Annotated in this window: 21 protein-coding genes; 4 read left to right on the top strand and 17 right to left on the bottom strand. The window is 70.5% G+C overall.

The window, feature by feature from the left end; translation table 11 throughout:
• Position 1 precedes the first annotated feature (1 nt).
• Entirely contained in the window at positions 2–721 is a 720-nt protein-coding gene (gene hemQ, locus ACFVKT_RS25995) for a hydrogen peroxide-dependent heme synthase (protein WP_385735447.1), read from the top strand.
• Between the two features lie 24 nt (positions 722–745).
• On the opposite strand, the gene ACFVKT_RS25990 is transcribed toward hemQ, so the two are convergent.
• The 17 genes from ACFVKT_RS25990 to zapE form a co-directional block, all read right to left on the bottom strand.
• The gene (locus ACFVKT_RS25990) at positions 746–2,389 is read right to left on the bottom strand and encodes an alpha/beta hydrolase (protein WP_385735445.1); all 1,644 of its coding nucleotides are present in this window, start codon (positions 2,387–2,389) and stop codon (positions 746–748) included.
• A 120-nt stretch (positions 2,390–2,509) separates the two neighbouring features.
• A complete protein-coding gene (locus ACFVKT_RS25985; RefSeq protein ID WP_385735443.1) occupies positions 2,510–3,298 on the bottom strand; it encodes a TIGR04222 domain-containing membrane protein in 789 nt (262 codons plus the stop codon).
• 109 nt (positions 3,299–3,407) lie between these two features.
• Complete coding sequence (locus tag ACFVKT_RS25980) at positions 3,408–4,175, bottom strand: DUF4142 domain-containing protein (protein WP_385735441.1); 768 nt, start codon at positions 4,173–4,175, stop codon at positions 3,408–3,410.
• A gap of 252 nt (positions 4,176–4,427) precedes the next feature.
• The gene (locus tag ACFVKT_RS25975) at positions 4,428–5,732 is read right to left on the bottom strand and encodes a DUF692 domain-containing protein (RefSeq protein ID WP_385735439.1); all 1,305 of its coding nucleotides are present in this window, start codon (positions 5,730–5,732) and stop codon (positions 4,428–4,430) included.
• A 187-nt stretch (positions 5,733–5,919) separates the two neighbouring features.
• Positions 5,920–6,708 (bottom strand): DUF4142 domain-containing protein, encoded by a 789-nt coding sequence (locus ACFVKT_RS25970; protein ID WP_385735437.1) that lies wholly within the window; start codon positions 6,706–6,708, stop codon positions 5,920–5,922.
• Positions 6,709–6,912: 204 nt separating this feature from the next.
• Positions 6,913–7,521 (bottom strand): TIGR03086 family metal-binding protein, encoded by a 609-nt coding sequence (locus ACFVKT_RS25965; protein WP_385735435.1) that lies wholly within the window; start codon positions 7,519–7,521, stop codon positions 6,913–6,915.
• Between the two features lie 16 nt (positions 7,522–7,537).
• Positions 7,538–7,942: a hypothetical protein gene (locus tag ACFVKT_RS25960; RefSeq protein ID WP_385735433.1), complete on the bottom strand. Its 405-nt coding sequence runs from the start codon at positions 7,940–7,942 to the stop codon at positions 7,538–7,540.
• Between the two features lie 77 nt (positions 7,943–8,019).
• A complete protein-coding gene (locus ACFVKT_RS25955) occupies positions 8,020–8,664 on the bottom strand; it encodes a TetR/AcrR family transcriptional regulator (protein WP_385735431.1) in 645 nt (214 codons plus the stop codon).
• Between the two features lie 82 nt (positions 8,665–8,746).
• Positions 8,747–9,076, bottom strand: a complete 330-nt coding sequence (locus ACFVKT_RS25950) for an antibiotic biosynthesis monooxygenase family protein (protein ID WP_385735429.1) — start codon at positions 9,074–9,076, stop codon at positions 8,747–8,749.
• Positions 9,077–9,150: 74 nt separating this feature from the next.
• Positions 9,151–9,906: a peptidyl-tRNA hydrolase gene (locus tag ACFVKT_RS25945; RefSeq protein WP_385735427.1), complete on the bottom strand. Its 756-nt coding sequence runs from the start codon at positions 9,904–9,906 to the stop codon at positions 9,151–9,153.
• Between the two features lie 91 nt (positions 9,907–9,997).
• On the bottom strand, positions 9,998–10,174 hold the full coding sequence (locus ACFVKT_RS25940; protein ID WP_385735425.1) for a hypothetical protein: 177 nt from the start codon (positions 10,172–10,174) through the stop codon (positions 9,998–10,000).
• 35 nt (positions 10,175–10,209) lie between these two features.
• A complete protein-coding gene (locus tag ACFVKT_RS25935; RefSeq protein WP_385735423.1) occupies positions 10,210–11,055 on the bottom strand; it encodes a polysaccharide deacetylase family protein in 846 nt (281 codons plus the stop codon).
• Between the two features lie 81 nt (positions 11,056–11,136).
• The gene (locus ACFVKT_RS25930; protein WP_385735421.1) at positions 11,137–12,090 is read right to left on the bottom strand and encodes a PPK2 family polyphosphate kinase; all 954 of its coding nucleotides are present in this window, start codon (positions 12,088–12,090) and stop codon (positions 11,137–11,139) included.
• Between the two features lie 113 nt (positions 12,091–12,203).
• Positions 12,204–13,127, bottom strand: coding sequence for a slipin family protein (locus ACFVKT_RS25925; RefSeq protein ID WP_385735419.1), 924 nt, complete (start codon positions 13,125–13,127; stop codon positions 12,204–12,206).
• 112 nt (positions 13,128–13,239) lie between these two features.
• On the bottom strand, positions 13,240–14,694 hold the full coding sequence (locus ACFVKT_RS25920) for a SulP family inorganic anion transporter (protein WP_385735417.1): 1,455 nt from the start codon (positions 14,692–14,694) through the stop codon (positions 13,240–13,242).
• An 8-nt stretch (positions 14,695–14,702) separates the two neighbouring features.
• Complete coding sequence (locus tag ACFVKT_RS25915) at positions 14,703–15,281, bottom strand: carbonic anhydrase (RefSeq protein WP_385735415.1); 579 nt, start codon at positions 15,279–15,281, stop codon at positions 14,703–14,705.
• A 557-nt stretch (positions 15,282–15,838) separates the two neighbouring features.
• A complete protein-coding gene (gene zapE, locus ACFVKT_RS25910) occupies positions 15,839–16,978 on the bottom strand; it encodes a cell division protein ZapE (protein ID WP_385735413.1) in 1,140 nt (379 codons plus the stop codon).
• Here zapE and ACFVKT_RS25905 point away from each other — a divergent pair.
• The 3 genes from ACFVKT_RS25905 (at position 16,977) to murC (ending at position 20,020) form a co-directional block, all read left to right on the top strand.
• Complete coding sequence (locus ACFVKT_RS25905; RefSeq protein ID WP_385735411.1) at positions 16,977–17,771, top strand: pyrimidine reductase family protein; 795 nt, start codon at positions 16,977–16,979, stop codon at positions 17,769–17,771. The genes zapE and ACFVKT_RS25905 overlap by 2 nt on opposite strands.
• 133 nt (positions 17,772–17,904) lie before the next feature.
• Positions 17,905–18,378 (top strand): indole-3-glycerol phosphate synthase, encoded by a 474-nt coding sequence (locus tag ACFVKT_RS25900; protein ID WP_385735410.1) that lies wholly within the window; start codon positions 17,905–17,907, stop codon positions 18,376–18,378.
• 253 nt (positions 18,379–18,631) lie between these two features.
• Positions 18,632–20,020 (top strand): UDP-N-acetylmuramate--L-alanine ligase, encoded by a 1,389-nt coding sequence (gene murC / locus ACFVKT_RS25895; RefSeq protein WP_385735408.1) that lies wholly within the window; start codon positions 18,632–18,634, stop codon positions 20,018–20,020.
• Positions 20,021–20,046: the final 26 nt, after the last annotated feature.

Here is a 20,046-nt window from a genome sequence, read left to right as displayed (position 1 = left end):
CATGAGTGACGACGCCCCCGCCAAGATTCCGAACGCCGGCAAGAAGGCCAAGGACCTCAACGAGGTCATCCGCTACACCCTGTGGTCCGTCTTCAAGCTGAAGGACGTGCTCCCCGAGAACCGCGCCGGCTACGCCGACGAGGTCCAGGAGCTCTTCGACCAGCTCGCCGCGAAGGACGTGACCATCCGCGGCACGTACGACGTGTCGGGGCTGCGCGCCGACGCCGACCTCATGATCTGGTGGCACGCCGAAACAGCCGACCAGCTCCAGGAGGCGTACAACCTCTTCCGCCGCACCAAGCTGGGCCGCGCCCTGGAGCCGGTCTGGTCGAACATGGCGCTGCACCGCCCCGCCGAGTTCAACCGCTCGCACATCCCGGCCTTCCTCGCCGACGAGACGCCGCGCGACTACATCAGCGTCTACCCGTTCGTCCGCTCGTACGACTGGTATCTGCTGCCCGACGAGGACCGCCGCCGCATGCTCGCCGACCACGGCAAGATGGCCCGCGGCTACCCGGACGTGCGCGCCAACACGGTCGCCTCGTTCTCCCTAGGGGACTACGAGTGGATCCTCGCCTTCGAGGCCGACGAGCTGTACCGCATCGTCGACCTCATGCGCCTCCTGCGCGCCTCCGAGGCCCGGATGCACGTCCGCGAAGAGGTCCCCTTCTACACGGGCCGCCGCAAGGACATCTCCGAGCTGGTCGCGGGTCTCGCCTGAGCGGACCGGGAGCGCCGGTCGGTTTCAGGAGGCCTTCTTCTCGAGGTCCTTCTCCAGGTCCTTCGAGCGACTGCCCGGCGCCACCGGTTTCGGCTCCGCGTGCGGTGCGCACGCCGCGCGCCGTACCGGAAGCCTGCCCGCCAGGAGATAGGCGTCGAGGTAGCCGTTGACGCACTTGTTGGGGCCGCCGCCGATGCCGTGGGTCCCGGCGCCGTTCTCGGTCACCAGGACCGAGCCGGACAGCCGCCGCTGCAAGGCCAGGGCACCCTCGTACGGCGTCGCCGCGTCCCGCTCCGCCGCCAGGATCAGGGTCGGCGGCAGCGCGCCGGGCAATCTCCGTACGTCCAGGGGCTGTTGTCGGGGCACGGGCCAGTACGCGCAAGGCAGGTTCATCCACACGTTGTCCCAGGTCTCGAACGGCGCCTTGCGCGCGAGGCGTGTGTTGTCGCGGTCCCAGGTGCGCCAGTCGGTCGGCCAGGGGGCGTCGTTGCACTCGACGGCCGTGTACACCGCGTTGCCGTTCTCCTGCTCGGCGGCCGCCTCCGGATACGGTCCGGCCTGCTCGATCAGCGGCTTCGGGTCGCCCTTCAGATACGCGGACAGGGCCTGGGCGCGGTAGGGCCAGTAGTCGTCGTAGTACCCGGCCTGGAGGAACGCGCCCTGCAACTGCCCGGGCCCCACCTTGCCGCCCGCGGGCGAGGCGGCCAGCTGCGCCCGCGCCTTCTCGTAGCTGTGCAGCACCTCTTCGGGCGTGGCGCCCAGCCCGTACACGTCGTCGTGCCGGGCGATCCAGGCACGGAAGTCCGCCCAGCGGATCTCGAACGCCGCGGACTGGTCGAGGTTGTTCTGGTACCAGATCTGGTCGGGGTCGGGGTTCACCGCCGAGTCGAAGACCATCCGGCGCACGTGCGAGGGGAAGAGCGTCGCGTACAGGGCACCGAAGTACGTGCCGTACGAGGCGCCCATGAAGGTCAGCCTCCGCTCGCCGAGCGCGGCCCGCAGCACGTCGAGGTCGCGGGCGTTGTTGAGCGAGGTGTAGTGCTGGACGGCCTTGCCGGAGCGCTCGACGCAGCCGCGCGCGTACGTCTTCGCCTCCGCGATGCGCTCCTTCTTGTACGACTCCGAAGGGAACGTCGGCGACTGCGTGGGCCCCTTCCCGAGCTGCTTGGGGTCCTGGCAGGACAGCGGGGCGCTGCGGCCCACTCCGCGCGGGGCGTAGCCGACGAGGTCGTACGCCGCCGAGATGGGCTTCCACTCGGGGAGGAACCCGATCAGCGGGAAGAACATGCTGGAGGCGCCGGGGCCGCCGGGGTTGTAGACCAGGGCGCCTTGGCGAGGGACCTTCCGCTTCGAGTTCTTCGCGTCCTTGCCGGTGGCCTTCACGCGGCTGACCGTCAGCTTGATCTGCTTGCCGTCGGGGTGGGCGTAGTCGAGGGGCACGGTGACCGTGCCGCACCGGACGTTGTCCGGCAGGTCCTCCGCCTTGGCGCAGGTGCCGAAACGGACGCCGGCGGCCGCGGCGCGCTCGGCGGCGACAGCGGTGCCCAGGGTGTCGGCCCCGGATCCGGGAAAGTCGCCGGGGCGGCCGGGTTCGCCGCCCGCGGGGACGGTGACGAGGGCGGACAGGAGCAAGGATCCCGCTGTTCCGTAGAGGACGGCAGCTCTCATCGCGTATCCCTTCAGCGCACGGCAGCGACAAAGGGGATGTTTCGTTCGGCGGTTGGCGAAGTAAAGGACCGGGCCGCAGTGTCGGCTCCAATGACCCCGATGCGCCCCCCGGCGCGCCTGTCAGCCCCTTCGTTCCGGGCTTCGGTCGCGGTGCGTGAAGGCCGCGCGCAGGTCCGGCTCGCCGATCGCGCGGATGCCGCGTACGGCGACGGAGGTGAGGTACGTACGGTCGTCGCCCGTGCCGTCCGGGTGCCGCGCGAGGGTGCCGAGCAGGCGCTGTCCGGCCGGTGACGCCCAGCGCGAGTAGGGGTGCACCTCCATGCGGGCGATCGCGAGGCAGCTCAGCGTGAGAGTGAGCGGGAGCGCGAACCAGACGGCCACCGGTACCTCGTACTCGGTCGCCGGAGCCTGGGAGGGCAGCAGCAGGGCCACGGCCCCCAGGACGAGGACGGCCACCGCGGCGGCCTGGACCTGGCGGACGGCGGCGGCGACGGTGCCCCGCTCCCCGTCGGGCACGGCGAGGCCCGCGGCGACGAGACGGTCGGCGAGGCGGTGCACGGAATCCGCGGCGGCCGCGGTCGCCCGCACGGGCGCTATCCGGGACTGCCCCTCCGGGCCGATCGCTCCGATCACCGAGCGCTCCATCTCGTCGTGCCCACGCGGATCCACGACGGTCGCCCAGCCGGTGTGCGCGAGCAGCAGACGGCGCTGACGGGCCATCGACACCAGGGTCAGCTCGGCCACCCGGGCCGGGCCGCCGGACAGGAACGCCGCCTCGTACAGCGTGAGGCTGTGATCGCGCGCCGCCTTCGCGTCGAAGGCCGCCGTGCGCAGGGCCGCCAGGCACAGGCGAATGCAGGCGGTGCCGGCCGCGGCCCAGGCCAGGAGCAGGAGAAGTACCCAGAACATGGGATTTTTCTATGTGATGGACCGGGCGAGCGCCATGGATTGTTCACATGATGGACGGAGCGTTGCCGGTATGTGATGCTCCGCTTCCGCTCGTGCGACCTGAGAGGTGCTAGGGACTTGAGGACGTCTCGTCGCGCGAGACGGCCGGCGGGAGGGTGTAGCCCGGCGACGGGACCACCGGGATCGGCGAGTCCGGGGACTGCGTGGGGGCGGGCGGGGCCGGGGAGTTGGTGATCGGGGGCGGGGCGGCGGTGGCCGCGTCCTGGGCGAGGGCGTCGAAGTCGACGTATCCGGTGGCTTCCAGGACCTTGATGTGGTCGAGCACGGTGGTGTTCGCATCGTCGGCGAGGTCGCGCACGAGGGAGTTCCGGGTGTTCGCGCGGACCTGGGCGACGAGCGAGAAGACCTTGCCGTGGGCCGCGCGGAGGATGTTCGCGAACTCGCGGTCGTACTCCACGCCCTGTGCCTGGTCCAGCGTGGTCAGCCACTGGCGCTGCTGGTCGGTCGGCTGGTTGGGCAGTTCGAGGCCGAGGCGCGCCGCGACATTGCGGACGCGGGCGTCGAGGAACGCGTGGCCCGCGATGAGGTGCTCCCCGGCGGTCCTTACGGCCTGGGTGGTGCCGCGCTCCTGTGCCTGCTGGCCCGCGGGCAGCTCCCACAGCCCGGCCAGCCGGACCTTGGTGATGAAGTCCCGGTCCTGCGCCGACAACGGACCGAACTGCGTCGACACGGTCTGGGCGTTCAAGGTGGCCAGACCGGTTCCGGAGCGGTCCGCGTACGACCAGATCGGGAAGGCCAGTGCTGCCACGGTGGCCGTGAGGGCCGTGACGATGAGCCCTGTTCCACTGACCAATCCGGTGCGGTTGATGGATCGCATGGTGCCTCCTGTTGCGGCACAACACATAAGTGCGTTCCGCGTGCAGATTGGCATGCTACTGCGGGTGCCGCGCCAACTGCCGTACAGAAGGACAGGGTTGAGGGGTGGGTGGAAAGGGATGGATGTGGTGGTTCGGTCGTATGTCAGACCGCCTCAAAGGCGGTGAAACAGGGCGCGCACATCACCTTCACCGACGTTCGTGTTAGCCCGCGCACACTTCGCAGTGATGCAGCGCGGTCGCAGTGCGCGTCCTCAGCGGCGCAGCAGCACCCGGCGGGTGGCACGGGCGAAGCGGGCCGCGGGGTGCCCCGACAGCGGGGCGGGGCCCGAGCGCTCCAGCCACCAGTCGCGCAGCCGCCGCCGGGTCTCCGCGTCCTGCGGGCGGCCCGTCAGGAGCAGGTGCTCGGCGAAGTCCAGGGCGTCGCGCCGATAGCCGCCGGCCATCGGATGCCCCTGCGCGTACGCGAGGAACGCCGGCCGGTACGCCGCCGCCAGGATCTCCGGCAGCTCCGGTGCGGCCTTCGCCACGACATCGGCCCGCTTGGCGGCCAGTGCCCGTGCCTGCACCCCGAGCCGTACACGGTCGAACCCTTCGGGTACGGGGGTTCCCGCGACGAGGGCGGACAGCAGCGCGGTCTGCGCGAGGGCGAGGCGCTGGCGGGCGGGGTCGGTCTCCGTCTCGGGTGCTGTTCCGGTCGCTCCGGACGGCACGGGCAGACCGGGTGCCGCGGTCCGGGCCTTCTTCAGCGTCCCCCGGATCGCGTCCAACTCCCGCTCCAGCTCCCCGGGCGCCGGGAAGTTCTCGTCCCGTTCCAGGAGGACGCCCGGTGGGGTCACCCGGGAGGCGAGCTCGGACAGGATGTCGAGGACCGGCTGCGGGACGGGGTGGGCGTGGCTGTCGTGCCAGACGCCGTCCCGTTCGAAGCCGCCGGCGACATGGACGTAGGCGATGGCCTCGACGGGGAGCTCGTCGAGCGCCTTGACGGGGTCCTCGCCGCGGTTGACGTGGTTGGTGTGCAGGTTGGCGACATCGATGAGGAGTCGTACGCCGGTGCGGTCGACGAGCTCGTAGAGGAACTGGCCTTCCGTCATCTCCTCGCCCGGCCAGGAGATCAGCGCGGCGATGTTCTCCACCGCGAGGGGAACGGGCAGCGCGTCCTGCGCGATGCGGATGTTCTCGCACAGGACGTCCAGCGAGTCCCGGGTGCGGGGGACCGGCAGCAGGTGGCCCGCCTCCAGATGTGCGGAGGCCGTCAGGGGCCCGCCCGCGCGGACGAAGGCGATGTGCTCGGTGACGATCGGCGAGGCCAGCGCCTCGGCCCGCTCGGCCAGGGCCGTGAGGCGTGCCGCGTCGGGCCGGTCGGCGCCGCCCAGACCGAGGGAGACACCGTGCGGAATCACCGTGACCCCGCGTTCACGCAGCCGCAGCAGCGACTCGGGCAGATGCCCCGGGCAGAGGTTCTCGGCCACGGCCTCGACCCAGTCGATGCCCGGCATGCGCTCCACGGCGTCCGCGATCTCCGGCCGCCATCCGATGCCCGTCCCCAGTCGCTCCATCGTCCCCTCCTCCACCCCGCGTGCACGGCCTCACCGGGATCGGCTGTGTCCGTCCGCTTCGACGGTTCGCTGTTCCGGCGTGACGGGGGTATGGCCCCGGCGCCCGGCTCCGAACCTCGCGCTCGTCACGTTCAGAGCAACATTTGAGGTTCGGATCCGGGCGCCCGGAGGGTTCAGCAGGTGGCGGCTAGTTCAGCACGCCGTTCGAGTCCACCGGCTCCGGCCTGCCCGTGTTGACCGTGCCCGGCTCGCCTGGGGAGGGCTGGGACGTGGTCGAGACGTCGCCGGTCGCCTCGGCGGCCGGTGCCGAGGGCGCGAGCTGGCCGGGCACCGGCGGCGGGGGGCCGGTCGGGCTGGCGGTGGTCGCGTTCGCCGCGGTGTTGGCGATGGCGTCGAAGTCGACCAGCCCGGTCTTCTCCAGCATCGTGATGTGGTCGAGCACGGTCTGGTTGGCGTCCGAGGCGAGCTGGCGCACCAACGTGTTCCGCGTGGTGTTCCGGACGGTGCCGATGGCCGGGAAGATGGTTCCGTGCGCGGCCCGCAACAGGTTCACGAACTTGTACTCGTAGTCGGTGCCGGTCGCCGCGGTCATCTCCTTGAGCCAGCCGGTCTGCAGTTCGTTCGGCTGGTTCGGCAGTGCGACGCCGAGCTGGGCCGCGACGATCCGGACCCGCTTGTCGAGGTCGGTGTGACCGACGATGAGGTGGTCGGCAACGTCCTTGATCGCCTGCGAGGGCGCGCGTTCGAGCGCCTGCTGGCCGGCCGGCAGCTCCCACAGCCCGGCGAGCCGCACGCGGACGATCAGATCGCGGTCCTGGGCGGTCAGGGGCCCCCATTGGGTGTTCACGGTGCCCGCCGCCACGTTCGCCTGTCCGGTGCCTGAGCGGTCCGCGTACGACCATACGGGGAACGCGAGCGCGCCGACGGTGGCGACGAGTGCCGCAAAGACGAGGACGGTACCGTTGATACGCCGCATATTGAGCCTCCCGGGAACCCAACTGTTCGTTGAGTATCTGTACTTGGCCAGCGCCAAGAGGTACGTGCGGGACGGATGTGTTGTTCAACGCCCACTCAAACCTCTTTGCGATCAGCGATCAATGATCCGCCCTTGGCTCGCTCTTGGGCTCCGCATGGGGCTACGGCTACGGCTACGGCTTCGGCCTTGTGTCGTCCCGCGTGGTCAGCTCGGCAGCGGCCATGCTTCCAGAGCGCGGCCCAGCAGGCGCAGCGCCTCGTCCAGGGGGTCCGAGCCGGCCGGTACGCCGAGTGCGGGCGCGAACGCGAATCCCGGCCCCCGCCCCGCCGGGTCGGTGGGCACCAGCCGGGCGACGGCCACCGCCGCGTCCAGGACGTGCCCCGGCAGGTCGAGCCCGGCGCCGAGCGAGGCGGCCACGTCCCATGCGTGCACCACGTAGTCGATGAAGTGGAAGCCGACGGCCATCCGCCCGGGAAAAGCACCCCCGAGCTCGGGCAGCATGAACTCCCGGCCGATCACGCCCGGTTCGGCGAAGGCGTCGAGCAGTGTCGCCGTCGCTCCCCGGTACGTACGCCCCGGCGCGCTCATGTCCTCCGGCTCACGCCAGTACGCCGCCTCGCCCCCTGTGCCTCGCGCGGCCGCCGCGAACCCATGGTGCTGCGCGGCCATGTGCGCCACCAGCCGCCGCAGGGTCCACCCCGCGCAGGGCGTGTCCCGCTCCCAGTCCGCCTCCTTCGCCAGCTCCACCACCCTGAGCGACTCCTCTACGGCGATCCGGTCGAGCGCGACGATGTCCGGTGCTGTGACTGTCATATGCCCTCCTCGGTGTTCAGGCGTCCTTGCTGATCAGGCGCCGCGCGTACGCCCATGTCTCCGCCGAGTCGAACCCGTCGGTCGCCCATTGCTCCGACCGCAGCACGCCATGGCCTCGGTACGTCCGCACGATCCGTATGTGGTCGGGCCGGCCGACGAACTCCCTGAGCCGCGCCTCGTCGGCCCAGACGGCCAGCGAGCCCGAGCGGCGCCGCAGCGGATCCGCCCACAGCCACATGCCGATCGCGCCCGGGGTCCCCGGCCAGGTCCGGCGTAGCCGCAGCCCGTCCAGGGCGACGGACCACGACCGCCGGAAGGTGTCGGAGGTGAAGTCGGTGTAGCTGACCACGGCGGGGCCGTCGTGGGAGCCGGCCGCAGGGCCGGGCTGCCAGGGCGAGCGAAGAATCGTTGGGCGTCGCATGACCCGAGCATAAAACTAAGCGAACGATCGTGCTACTTGTTTCCCTCGACGAATCCGAGGCTCAATATCCATCCGCATCAGGGGACTTGGGGCACCCGGTCCGGATCCGTCGCCGCCACGCGCAGCCGGGCGGCGATGGCGACACGGGCCCTGCGGTAGGCCGTCGTCTCGTCGTGCAGGACGGAGACGGCGTTGGCCGTCTCCATCAACGCGATGAGCTCGAATGCGAGTTGAGGGGCGTCCGTGTCGGGGTGCAGGTCGCCGAGGTCACGGGCCTCGGTGATGGTGCGCTCCACGTGGTCCGTCCAGTCCCGCTGGGCGCGTACGACCGCGTCGTGCACGGGGCCCGGCCGGGCGTCGAACTCGGCGACGACCTCGTAGAAGAAGCAGCCGCCCGGGAAGACGCGGCCCTGGGAGTAGTCCAGCCAGAGCGTGCACAGCTGCCAGAGCCGGGTGATCCCGGCCGGGGTCTGTGCCGCGGGCCGGATGATCCGCTCGACGTAGACGCGCGCCGCCTCCCGCACGGTCGCCAGCTGGAGCTCCTGCTTGGAACCGAAGAGCGCGAAGACACCGCTCTTGCTGAGTTCGAGCTCGGTGGCCAGCCGGCCCACGGACAGCGCCTCGAGTCCCTCGACCGAGGCGATGTCGACGGTACGCCCGAGCACCAACTGCCGCGTACGGTTGCCGCGTTCGACCCTGCCGTCCAGCCGGGTCCCGGCCATGGTGACCTCCACACGTCGAGAACCTGCGGCAAGCCTAGAGCTTGTACGCGCGCACTTGCCTGCCCGGCCCGCGACGACCTGCCTACTCGCTCTTGGGCGCCGCCTGCTGCACGACCTCGAAGGACCACAGCGTGGACGCGCTCGCCGCGGGCTTGGGACGCTCACCGCTCTGCGCGTCACCGTGCTGGTGGGCCGCCTTCATGGGGCCCTCCGCCCAGGCCTGGAAGGACTCCTCGTCACGCCACCGCGTGTAGACGAGATAGGTGTCGGTGCCCTCGACGGGACGAAGCAGCTCGAACCACTCGAAGCCGTCGGAGCTCTCCACCGTGTGGGCACGGGCGGAGAAGCGCTTCTCCAGCGTCTCGCGCTGCTCGGCGGGGACGGTCAGTACGTTGATCTTGACTACGCTCATGGCCCCATCTTGCCGCTTATGTGCGTCCGGGGAAGCCGTGGGGGGTGCTCTTCAGGTGCGAGATGCACCCCCGGTCACGTCCGCCGCGTGCCCGGCAGAGCCTGGAGCCGGTCGACCCCTTCGACCGCGATCGTCGTGCCGGGTGCGATCTCCGTGAAACCCGCGTCGCGGACCAGCGGGAACCCGGAGGTGGTGAGCTCGGGCCAGCGGGCCGGGTCGGCGGTGCGGACGCTCAGCGGGAAGCCGGCGTCGCGCCAGGCCGCGCGCTCCTCGTCGGACAGCTCCCACCAGGCGAGTTGGGCGCCGTGGCCCGCCTGGGCCATCGACTTGCCGGCCGACATCTCGAGGCCTGGGTTGAGCCACAGCACGGGCCCCGTCGGGTCGGCGTCCGCCGGCGGCTCGGGGTCGTCGAGCTCGGTGCCAGAGACCTGGAGCTTGGCGAGTTCTCTGGGCCAGCCGTCCAGCGGGACCGGCGGGAAGACCCGCACCTCGGCGGACTTCCCGGTCACCGTGATCCCCGGCAGCTCCTCGGCCCGCCGCCACTCGGCGCCACGGGCCCGCCGTACGACCTTGCGGATGCGGGCGTCCTGCCAGTCGTGGATGGCCCGCGCCCACTCGCCCTCTCCGAGGGAGCGCTCGTCGCTGAGGATGGTCAGCACCGCGCGGGCCGCGGTCTCCAGCGCGTCGGTACGGGCCGGGGGAGCGGCCTTCTCGATGTGTACGACCAGGGGCAGCACGAACTGCGGTGCCTCGTCGCGCGCGGTGCGCTCGGAACGGAAGGGGCCCTCGCCCGCGGGGGCCGGATCAACTGCGGTCGGGTCGCTGCTCACACCCTCCAGTCTGCCAGGCGGAAGATCCGTCCAGCCGAGGGTGCCGGTACGTCCGAGGAGGGGACCGAGCGCAACCTGGGGCTGCGTCCGGTCAGCCCGAGCAGGCCGTGCGCTGTGCCTCCTGCCACTCGCAGACAGGGCACAGGGTGATCCCCTTGTACGACTCCGGGTACTCCGTCGGCTTCCGGCACAGCACGCACTCGGCGAACGGCGGCCCCTCCGCGGTGGGGGCCGGGTCCGCACGGGTGCCGCAGTAGTCGTCACTCATGGTTCCAGCGTAGAACGGACAACCGGCCGAGCCGCCTACCGGTGGTGGGCCGCCGTCCCGATCAGCTCGGACACCCTGACGAAGCGGAAACCCCGCTTGCGCAACTCGGGCACGATCGTCCGCAGTGCCTGCTCGGTCGCCGGAGCCGCGCTCCGTGTGCAGTGCATGACGACGACGGAACCGGGCCGTACGCCGTCCAGCACATCCTGGGCCACCGCGTCCGCGTCCGTCGCGAACGCGTCACCGCTGACCACGTCCCACTGCACCGCGGTCACCCCGGCCGTGCTCAGTGTCCGCAGCGCCCGCTGGTCGTAGCACCCGCCCGGAAAGCGGAAGTAGGGCATCGCACGGGGCACACCCGCCTTCTTGAAGGAGGCGTACGCCCGCTCCACGTCCGCCAGCATCCTGTTCTCGGGCACGGTCGGCAGGCCGTAGCAGTCCTCCGTGAAGGCGTAGTGGCTGTACGAGTGGTTGGCCACCTCGAAGAGGGGGTCCCGTCCGATGGACCTGGCCTCCTGGGGGTACTCCTCGGCCCACCGTCCCGTCATGAACACGGTGGCCGGAACCTTGAACCGCCGCAGGGTGGCGATGAGCCGCGGGTTGTCGAAGCGCTCCCCGGCCGCCGCTCTGTCCCCCTGATCCGCGGTCATGTCCGCGTCGAAGGTCAGCGCGACCGTCTTGTCGCGCGTTCGCGGGCCGTTCTTGAAGACGGGGGTCAGGCGGGTCGGCCCCGGAGCGAGCGTCGGGGGCCGCGACGGCACGGCGCCGGCGGGTGCGGGGCGCTCCTTGCGAGGGGCGGGCGGGGCGTCGGGGGCCCCGCAGGCGGCGAGCACAGCGCCCAGGGCGCAGATCGCGGCGAATCGTGTTACTGAAATGATCACCCGATGAAGATATCGGGGCAAATATGGCTATTTACGTATCATTCGCGTGTGCCGCAGGAGCGCGCCCCTGAAGTCACCCGCCTAGAGCCCCGTGGGCGGGCTCAGAGTCTGTGCGAGCAGTCTCTTCCGGCTCTCCTCCACGTCGAAGTCCGCCTTCGGGTACTGCGGGTCAAGGGCGACGAGGTGTTCCAGGAGGAGCTTGCTGATCGCCCAGTTCCGGTACCACTTGCGGTCGGCGGGTATCAGGTACCAGGGCGCCTCCAGAGTGGAACAGCGGTCCAGGGCGATCTCGTACGCCTTCTGGTACGCGGGCCACAGCGCGCGCTCGTCGATGTCGCCGACGTTGAACTTCCAGTGCTTGTCGGGGTTGTCCAGGCGTTCGAGGAGACGGCGGCGCTGCTGGTCGTACGAGATGTGGAGGAAGACCTTCACGACCGTGACGCCGTCGTCCGCGAGCGACTTCTCGAAGCGGTTGATCTCGCCGTAGCGGTCGTTGATCTCCTTATGCGGGGCCAGCTCGCGGACCCGGGCGATCAGGACGTCCTCGTAGTGCGAGCGGTCGAAGATGCCGATCTCGCCGGCCTCGGGGAGTGCCCTCCTGATCCGCCAGAGGAAGGGGTGCTTGCGCTCCTCGGAGGTCGGGGTCTTGAACGACCGGATGCGGCAGCCGGAGGGGTTGAAGTGCCCGATGACGTGCTTGACCGTGCCGCCCTTGCCGCTGGTGTCCATGCCCTGGAGGACCAGAAGGACGCGCCGCCGGTCGCCGGCCGTGCTCGCGGCCCACAGGCGTTCTTGCAGGTCGGCCAGGTGTTCGCCCATTCGGGCGGTGGCGGCGAGGCCGGCGGCCTTGTCCTGCGGACCGGTGGGCGTGGCCCCCGCCTCGTAGGAGGAGAGGTCGGTCTTCGCGCCGCCGGGGACACGCAGGAGTTCACGGAGCGGAGCCGGAGCTTTGCCGTCGTCCCGCCGCCCGGCGTCCTTCCCGCCGCTCCTGCCGCCGTGCTTCTTGCCGTCCTTCTTGCCATCCTTCTTCGCCACTGTGTGTCCCTTCCGGCCGTGTCCCTCGATGGTGCGGGGAGCGGCCGGGAGCCGCTACTCGCGGTCGGGCCTTCTTTGCTTCTCCGGCCATTCCTGTCGACGAACCGCACCTGTCACCCGGCGGCCCCGGGACCGGCGTCACCAGGCGGCAGGGCCTCCGTCTCGGGGGCACGGAACACGGGTGCGGGCCCGACGTCGGCCGGAAGGGCCGCGGCGCGCGGCTGGGCGGGCTCCGGCCGCGTCTGCCCCTGCGTCGGCTCCTGAGCCGGCCCCTGCTGTGGCTGTGCCCGCTCCAGGAACCGCAGCAGCTCCACCGGGAAGGGCAGGACGAGCGTGGAGTTCTTCTCGGCGGCGACGGCCACCACCGTCTGCAGCAGCCGCAGTTGGAGCGCGGCGGGCTGCTCGGACATCACTCCGGCAGCTTCTGCCAGCTTCTTGGAGGCCTGAAGTTCCGCGTCGGCGTTGATGATCCGGGCGCGGCGCTCGCGGTCGGCCTCCGCCTGCCGTGCCATCGACCGCTTCATCGTCTCCGGCAGGGACACGTCCTTGATCTCGACGCGGTCGATCTGCACACCCCAGCCCATCGCCGGGCTGTCGATCATCAACTCCAGGCCCTGGTTGAGCTTTTCGCGGTTGGAGAGCAGATCGTCGAGATCGCTCTTGCCGATGATCGAGCGGAGCGAGGTCTGCGCCATCTGCGAGACCGCGAAGCGGTAGTCCTCGACCTGGATGACGGCGTCGGCCGCGTCGATCACCTTGAAGTAGATGACGGCGTCCACCCGGACCGTGACGTTGTCCCGCGTGATGCCGTCCTGCGCGGGCACCGGCATCGTCACGATCTGCATGTTGACCTTACGCAGCTTGTCGACGCCCGGGACGACCATCGTGAACCCCGGGGCGCGGACTTCACCCCGGAGCCGCCCGAGCCGCAGGACCACGCCTCGCTCGTACTGCTTGATGACCCGGGCAGCCGCACCGACGTACACCAAGCCAGCGGATCCGACCGCCACGCCGGCGATCAGCAGCTCCTGGAGCATGACGACCCCCTTTCGAGCCGCCCAGTATGACCAATATGTCCACTGTACGTCGAGGGGCTGGGCTCGCGGTGAAGCGAGCCCAGCCCTCGTCGATCGGGACACCGTCCCGGGGTCAGGACCCCGAGGTGACCTTCACCGGTTCGGTCCCCGCCGAGCTGTGCCTGGCCGACCAGTTTTCCAGTGCGGTCCGGCACGCGTGGTCGAGGTGGTGCAGGCCGGAGAGGTCCAACTCGATGGGCCGGTCCTGCGGGAGCGCCTCCAGGCTGCCGAGGATCTTCGGGAGCCGGAGGAACGTCGCGTTGCCCGAGAGGTACGCCTGGACGGGCCCGGCCCCCTTGTCTATGACGTCGAGGCGGACGTGCGAGGCCTCCCATGCCGTCTTCGCGACGGCCAGCGCGAGCCCGATCAGAACGCCTTCGAACATGCTGACCGAGACGATCGACACCGCGGTGACGATGAGGATCAGCGCCTCGCCCCGGTGCTCACGCCACAGCGACACGATCTCCCGCATCGGGATCAGCTTCCACCCCGCGTACACCAGGATGCCCGCGAGGGCGGGCAGCGGGATGACGCCGAGCGCTGCGGGCAGCAGCGCCGCGAACAGCAGCAGCCACACGCCGTGCAGCACCCGGGACGCCTTCGTCCGCGCGCCCGCCTGGACGTTCGCCGCACTGCGTACGATCACCGCGGTCATCGGCAGTGCGCCGAGCAGCCCGCATATGGTGTTGCCCGCGCCCTGCGCCATCAGCTCCTTGTCGTACTCGGTCCGCGGGCCGTCGTGCAGCCGGTCCACGGCAGCCGCGCTGAACAGCGACTCGGCGGAGGCGATCAGGGTGAAGGCGAGGATCGTGGCGAGCACGCCCACGCTCGCGAGTTCCCCGAAGGCGTCGAGGGACGGCAGTTGGATCGAGCCCAGCAGTCCCTGTACCTCGACCTTCGCCACGGGCATGCTGAACGCCCACGAGACGAGGGTGGCCAGCGCCACCGCACCGAGCGCCCCCGGCACCGTACGCACTCGCTGTGGCAGCAGCTTCCACAGCACGAGGACGACTATGGTCCCCGCGCCGAGCCCGACCGATGCCAGTGCGTCCGGGCTGCGTACGGCGTCCACGAGTGCCGCCGGCAGCCCTGCGATTTTGCCGAGACCGGAGACCGGTGCTTTCAGGCCCGCCATCGAGTAGAGCTGGCCCGCGATCAGCACGAGGCCGATCCCGGCCAGCATGCCTTCGACGACGGCCACCGAGATGGCCCGGAAATAGCGCCCCAACTTCAGGGCACCCATGAGGAGTTGGAGTACGCCGGTGGCGAGCACGATGACTCCGAGGACCGCGAGGCCGTACTCCCGCACGGCCTCGAAGACCAGCACGGTCATCCCCGCGGCCGGGCCCGACACCTGGAGGCTGCTGCCACGCATCAGCCCGGTGACGATACCGCCCACGATGCCGGTGACCAGGCCGAGTTCGGCCGGGACCCCGGAGGCGACGGCGACGCCCACGCACAACGGCAGGGCGACGAGGAACACGACGACGGACGCGGCGAAGTCCTGCCGCAGGTGGGGGAATTTCATCGCGCGGCTCACAGCGCCTCGAAGGTGCCGGTGTCCGCACTGTGCACCTGGACGGCGCCGGTGTGGACTTCGTAGTACCAGCCGTGCAGGCGCAGTTCACCTGCCGCCAGGGCTCGCTCCACACAGGGGTACGCGCGGAGCCTGAGGAGTTGTGCGCGGACGTGGTTCTGCACCGCGTTGGCCACGGCGGGGTCGTCGTCCGGTGCGTCGGACGGGGGTTCGGCCTGCGCCAGCCAGTCGCGTACGGCGGGTACGGCGGTCAGGTCGTCGCCCCGCACCATGGCGCCGACAGCGCCGCAGTGCGAGTGCCCGCAGACCACGATCTCGGAGACGCCGAGCACGTCCACCGCGTACTCGATGGTGGCCGCTTCGGCGGACGGGCGGCCGGGGGTGTACGGCGGGACGATGTTGCCCGCGGTGCGCAGCTCGAAGAGCTCGCCGGGTCGGGCGCCGGTGATCAGTGCCGGGACGACACGTGAGTCGGAGCAGGTGATGAACAGGACTTGGGGGGACTGGCCTTGGGCCAGCTGTGCGAACCGCTCGGGGCGCTTTCCGTGCGCGCGGGCGTGTTCGATGAGGGGCTGCATCTGTCAGTTCCTCCTGGCGCGCCTCAAATGGCGCGTCGGCCTACAGAACGGAGCGTGGGGGGAGATGCGCTCGGCTCAGCAGCGGAAGACCTGGAGTGTGGCTGGGGAAAGGGCTGTTGAGGGTCTCGACGGTGTGCGGAGGAAGTCCGCGTCCGGCGTGGCGAGGGGGTGAGCGGCTGCCGGATCGCACTCCAGCAGGGCACGGGAAGGTGATTCGGGAACGAGATCCTCGTCGCGGTTCCGGTCGCGGGACCGGAGTGGCGGCGCCAATTTCTGCTTCTGCTGATGCTCGGACTCGCCGCAGGAGGCGATCTCGTTCTTCTGCGCGGAAGCGAACGTCTGTACGGGAGCGAAGAACTGAAGGCTCATCAGGATCGTGGCGAATGCCACGAACAGGGACCGGGCCGTCCTACCTCGCAACGCAAGCCCCCTCCCGGCTGCTCACACAGGTCAACAGTCAGCGTCAAGATCTAATGTAACGCGGCCAGTTGTTTGCAGGGTTAATTCTACGTTTCACCCTGAAGAGAGCCTCAAAAGGGAGGGGCGCTTGGCGAAATTCAGTCCTTTACGAGCGATTTGGCGTCCCGCGCCAGGGCGGTGAGCCGGGAAATCGCCCGAAAGTACTTCTTGCGGTAGCCGCCGTTCAGCATCTCCTCGCTGAACAACTGGCTGAAAGGCATTCCGGAGGCGAGCACCGGCACCTCGCGGTCGTACAGCCGGTCCGCGAGCACCACGAGCCGCAGTGCCGTCGACTGGTCCGGTACCGGCTGGACGTCGGTGAGGCAGACCGCCTTGAGGCCGTCGGTCAAGGCACCGTAGCGGCTCGGGTGGACGCGTGCGAGGTGGTCGAGCAGATGCGGGAAGTCGTCGAGGGACGCGCCTTCGGTGGCGTACGCCGCCTTGGTGACCTGCTCGTCGGAGAACGGCGCCGGGGCCTCGGGCAGCCCGCGGTGGCGGTAGTCCTCGCCGTCGATGCGCAGCGGGCGGAAGTGCGCGGCCAGGCCCTGGATCTCGCGCAGGAAGTCGGCGGAGGCGAACCGGCCCTCGCCGAGCTTGCCCGGCAGGGTGTTCGAGGTGGCCGCGAGCGCCACACCCGCGTCGACCAGCTTGCCGAGCAGGGTGGAGACCAGGACGGTGTCGCCGGGGTCGTCGAGCTCGAACTCGTCGATGCACAGCAGCCGGTGGCCGCTCAGCGTCTGCACCGTCTTCTGGAAGCCCAGCGCGCCGACCAGGTTCGTCAGCTCCACGAACGTGCCGAAGGCCTTGAGCTCGGGCTCCGCGGGGGTCGCGTGCCACAGGGAGGCCAGGAGGTGGGTCTTGCCGACGCCGTAGCCGCCGTCCAGATAGACGCCGCGGGGGCCTCCAGGGGCCTTCTTGGGGGCCTTCCCGAAGCCGAACAGCCCGCGCCTGCCCAAGCTCGCCGAGTGTGGCGCGCCGAGACCGGCCGCGAAGGCGCTCAGGACGCGTACGGCCTCGGGCTGGCTGGGCTGGTTCGGGTCCGGGATGTACGTGGCGAAGCGGACCGAGTCGAAGCGTGGCGGCGGCACCATCTCGGCGACGAGCCGGTCCGCGGGGACGTGCGGCTCGCGGGCGCACAGGGACAGCGGGGTCGCTTCGGCTATCGGGCCGAACCCGGCGGAGGTGGTGGAGGTCGACACGATTGCCCAGTCTAGGGGCCGTGCCACACTGCACGTCATGCGACGGCTGTTCCCTGTGATGTACGAAACACCGGCCCAAGCCTCCGACGGGGCGACGGACGCGGACGTGACGGACCACGAGTGGGGGCTCCAGGAGCTGGCGGAGGCGTACGCCTATCCGGACGTCCGGGAGCCCTGGCTGCGCGCCAACATGGTGTCGACGCTGGACGGCGCGGCCCAGCACGACGGTCGCTCCCAGCCGATCTCCGGCGCCACCGACATGCGGATCTTCGGCGTGCTGCGCGCGCTGGCGGACGTCGTCCTGGTGGGTGCGGAAACGGTACGCCAGGAGGGTTACCGTCCGGCACGCGCGCGTGAGGACTTCGCGGAGCAGCGGGAGGCGGCCGGACAGGGGCCGGCGCCCGCGATCGCGATCGTGACGGCCAGTCTCGACCTGGACTTCTCGCTTCCGCTTTTCACCTCGCCCCTGGTGCCCACGCTGGTCCTGACCGGCGCCGGGGCGGCCCCGGACCGGGTGGCGACCGCCGAGAAGGCCGGCGCGCAGGTCGTGATCGCGGGGGACGGCATGGGCGTGGAGCCGGCCCGGGCCGTACGCGCGCTCGGTGAGCTCGGCATGACCCGGCTGCTCACCGAGGGCGGCCCGCGACTGCTCGGCCAGCTGATCGCGGCCGGAGTGCTCGACGAGCTCTGCCTGACCGTCTCTCCGACGCTCACCGCCGGGAACGCGCAGCGGATCGCCGGAGGGCCTACGATCGCTGTCCCGAAGCGGTTCGAACTGATGTCCTTGCTGGAGGAGGCCGGGTTCCTCTACGCCCGATACGGACGGCCCTGACAAGTCAGCGGAATACTCCGTTCCGTTTTTCTTCGGCTGGGCACACTAAATCTCGCAGACCCCGTGCGGTTACGGGGCAGGATGGTTTCCGCAGGGGCCTGGGAACGGCCCACGGAGGAGAAGGGCGCCTGTCGTGTTCACAAGCGTATTGATGATCGAGAAGGCCCTGACGTCCGCTGACGTGGAGTTCGTCACCACCTTGCACGGTGACGAGGCGGTCGGCTTCCACGTGCTGCTCCAGCCCCGGGGCGACCAGGCGGACCGGCTGCTGAGGGCCATCGACGACGTCGCGCTCGGCGAGCTGGACGAGGCGGCTCACGAGGACGAGACCCCCGAGGGCGACGAGGCGGCCGGGCAGGGGCAGCAGGCGCTGGACGTGTCGCTGGTGGCGCTGCGCTCGACCGGCAATCAGGCCGAGGGGCGGCTCATCGAGGATCACCCGCTGGACGCCCTGAAGGCGCTGGTGGAGGAGATCGACGCCGACGAGGTCATCGTGCTGACGGATCCCCACTACGTGGAGGAGTTCTTCCATCGTGACTGGGCGTCGCGGGCGCGGCACAAGGTGGGCGTGCCGGTGCTGAAGCTGTTCTCGCACAGCAAGGTCTAGGCGCTTCCGTTCGATTTGCCGCGGGCGCCGTGGGGGGTGAGGTGCTGTTCGGGTGCGGGGGCTTCGTGGCTGGTCGCGCCCACGCGGCGGAGCCGTCCACGCGACGGAGCCGCAGAATGTCACAGCCCCGCGCCCCTTCCCGGCATCCCGTGGACGCCCCTTGCGAGGTGCCGGACGCCATACGGAATAGGCTGGGGACGCGCTCTCCTCGTGGGGGCGCTCAGCCTCATACCGCATCTTGGGAGACACACGCATGGCACCCGGCCTTCCTACCGCCATGGACCGACCGCACTTCATCGGCATCGGCGGCGCCGGGATGTCGGGGATCGCGAAGATCCTCGCGCAGCGCGGGGCCACGGTGGCGGGCAGTGACGCGAAGGAGTCCGCGACCGCCGAGGCCCTGCGCGCGCTGGGTGCGACGGTGCACATCGGGCACGCGGCCGAGCACCTCGCCACCGACGCCACCTGTGTCGTCGTCTCCTCCGCGATCCGCGCGGACAACCCGGAGCTGGCCCGCGCCGCCGAGCTCGGCATCCCGGTCGTCCACCGCTCGGACGCCCTCGCCCGCCTGATGGACGGCCTGCGCCCGATCGCGGTCGCGGGCACCCACGGCAAGACGACGACGACCTCGATGCTGGCCGTGTCGCTCTCGACGCTGGGTCTGGAGCCCTCGTACGCGATCGGCGGCGACCTCGACGCCCCCGGCTCGAACGCCCTGCACGGCGAGGGCGACATCTTCGTCGCCGAGGCCGACGAGTCGGACCGCAGCTTCCACAAGTACGCGCCCGAGGTGGCGATCATCCTCAACGCGGAGCTGGACCACCACGCCAACTACGCGTCCCTGGACGAGATCTACGAGTCCTTCGAGACGTTCGTGGACCGCGTCACCGAGGGCGGCACGCTGGTGATCTCGGCGGACAACGAAGGCACGCGTGAGCTGACCCGGCGGCTGCGGACCACCGACATCGAGGTGGTGACGTACGGCGAATCCGCGGACGCCGATGTGCGTGTGCTCTCCGTCGTGGCTCATGGGCTGAAGAGCGAGGTGACGGTACTGCTGGACGGCGCCGAGCTGACCTTCGCGGTCTCGGTACCCGGCCGCCACTACGCGCACAACGCGGTGGCCGCGCTGGCCGCGGGCGTCGCGCTCGGCATCCCGGCCGCCGAGCTGGCCCCCGCGCTCGCCTCCTACACGGGCGTCAAGCGCCGCCTCCAGCTCAAGGGCGAGGAGGCGGGCGTCCAGGTCGTCGACTCGTACGCGCACCACCCGACCGAGATGACGGCGGACCTGGAGGCGATGCGCGCGGGCGCCTCCGGCCGCATCCTGGTGGTGTTCCAGCCGCACCTGTTCTCCCGGACCCAGGAATTGGGCAAGGAGATGGGCCAGGCCCTGTCCCTGGCCGACGCCTCGCTCGTCCTGGACATCTACCCGGCCCGCGAGGACCCGATCCCGGGCGTCACGAGCGAGCTGATCATCGAGGCGGCGCGGGCGGCGGGCGCGGATGTGACGCCGGTCCACGACAAGGCGGACGTGCCGTCGGTGATTGCGGGAATGACGAAGCCCGGTGATCTCGTTCTCACCATGGGCGCCGGCGATGTCACGGACCTCGGTCCCGAGATCCTGGCGCGTCTGCCGAAGTAGTCATCACCGTTTGTGCGAGGGGTTGA

It is taken from the genome of Streptomyces sp. NPDC127595 (assembly GCF_042671685.1).
Classification (GTDB): Bacteria; Actinomycetota; Actinomycetes; order Streptomycetales; family Streptomycetaceae; genus Streptomyces.
The sequence above is the reverse complement of the archived record's forward strand: the minus strand, read 5'-3'. Positions and strand labels throughout refer to the sequence as shown.

Excerpts from the sequence above, each read along its gene's own strand:
- ACFVKT_RS25950 (WP_385735429.1), bottom strand. The coding sequence starts at position 9,076 with ATGAGCGTAGTCAAGATCAACGTACTGACCGTCCCCGCCGAGCAGCGC.
- ACFVKT_RS25975 (WP_385735439.1), bottom strand. The coding sequence starts at position 5,732 with ATGGAGCGACTGGGGACGGGCATCGGATGGCGGCCGGAGATCGCGGAC.
- ACFVKT_RS25915 (WP_385735415.1), bottom strand. The coding sequence starts at position 15,281 with ATGCAGCCCCTCATCGAACACGCCCGCGCGCACGGAAAGCGCCCCGAG.
- ACFVKT_RS25965 (WP_385735435.1), bottom strand. The coding sequence starts at position 7,521 with ATGACAGTCACAGCACCGGACATCGTCGCGCTCGACCGGATCGCCGTA.
- murC (WP_385735408.1), top strand. The coding sequence starts at position 18,632 with ATGGCACCCGGCCTTCCTACCGCCATGGACCGACCGCACTTCATCGGC.
- ACFVKT_RS25955 (WP_385735431.1), bottom strand. The coding sequence starts at position 8,664 with ATGGCCGGGACCCGGCTGGACGGCAGGGTCGAACGCGGCAACCGTACG.
- ACFVKT_RS25940 (WP_385735425.1), bottom strand. The coding sequence starts at position 10,174 with ATGAGTGACGACTACTGCGGCACCCGTGCGGACCCGGCCCCCACCGCG.
- ACFVKT_RS25925 (WP_385735419.1), bottom strand. The coding sequence starts at position 13,127 with ATGCTCCAGGAGCTGCTGATCGCCGGCGTGGCGGTCGGATCCGCTGGC.
- ACFVKT_RS25970 (WP_385735437.1), bottom strand. The coding sequence starts at position 6,708 with ATGCGGCGTATCAACGGTACCGTCCTCGTCTTTGCGGCACTCGTCGCC.
- ACFVKT_RS25985 (WP_385735443.1), bottom strand. The coding sequence starts at position 3,298 with ATGTTCTGGGTACTTCTCCTGCTCCTGGCCTGGGCCGCGGCCGGCACC.
- ACFVKT_RS25980 (WP_385735441.1), bottom strand. The coding sequence starts at position 4,175 with ATGCGATCCATCAACCGCACCGGATTGGTCAGTGGAACAGGGCTCATC.
- zapE (WP_385735413.1), bottom strand. The coding sequence starts at position 16,978 with ATGACGTGCAGTGTGGCACGGCCCCTAGACTGGGCAATCGTGTCGACC.
- ACFVKT_RS25990 (WP_385735445.1), bottom strand. The coding sequence starts at position 2,389 with ATGAGAGCTGCCGTCCTCTACGGAACAGCGGGATCCTTGCTCCTGTCC.
- ACFVKT_RS25905 (WP_385735411.1), top strand. The coding sequence starts at position 16,977 with ATGCGACGGCTGTTCCCTGTGATGTACGAAACACCGGCCCAAGCCTCC.
- hemQ (WP_385735447.1), top strand. The coding sequence starts at position 2 with ATGAGTGACGACGCCCCCGCCAAGATTCCGAACGCCGGCAAGAAGGCC.
- ACFVKT_RS25920 (WP_385735417.1), bottom strand. The coding sequence starts at position 14,694 with ATGAAATTCCCCCACCTGCGGCAGGACTTCGCCGCGTCCGTCGTCGTG.
- ACFVKT_RS25960 (WP_385735433.1), bottom strand. The coding sequence starts at position 7,942 with ATGCGACGCCCAACGATTCTTCGCTCGCCCTGGCAGCCCGGCCCTGCG.